Annotated in this window: 1 pseudogene; it reads left to right on the forward strand. The window is 74.2% G+C overall.

Going from position 1 to position 445, the window contains the following annotated elements:
- Positions 1-445, forward strand: a pseudogene (locus tag OO69_RS48240) (DNA polymerase III subunit gamma and tau); the annotation flags it as partial.

A 445-nucleotide genomic window follows, 5' to 3' on the forward strand; every position in this document is an offset into this window, starting at 1 on the left:
CCCCCGCACCCACCCCAACCCAGGCGACCGCGGCCCCCACCCAAGCCGCCGTCCCCCCGCCCGGCAGCCTCGACCCCCGCATGCTCTGGCCGAACATCCTGGAAGTGGTGAAGAACCGCCGCCGCTTCACCTGGATCCTGCTGAGCCAGAACGCGCAGGTCACCGGCTTCGACGGCACGACCCTCCAGATCGGCTTCGTCAACGCCGGCGCACGGGACAACTTCAACAGCAGCGGCAGCGAGGACGTCCTGAAGCAGGCGCTGTCCGAGCAGTTCAACGTCCAGTGGAAGATCGACGCGGTCGTCGACCCGTCGGGCGGCGGCACCCCGCCCCCGCAGCCGGGCGGTTCCTACGGCGGCGGTGGCGGCGCAGCAGCGGGCGGCTACGGCGGTGCGCCGTCCGCCGGCTACGGCACCCCGGCCCCCGCTACGCCCGCCCCCCGCCC

The organism is Streptomyces sp. NRRL F-525 (assembly GCF_000716605.1).
Lineage (GTDB): Bacteria > Actinomycetota > Actinomycetes > Streptomycetales > Streptomycetaceae > Streptomyces.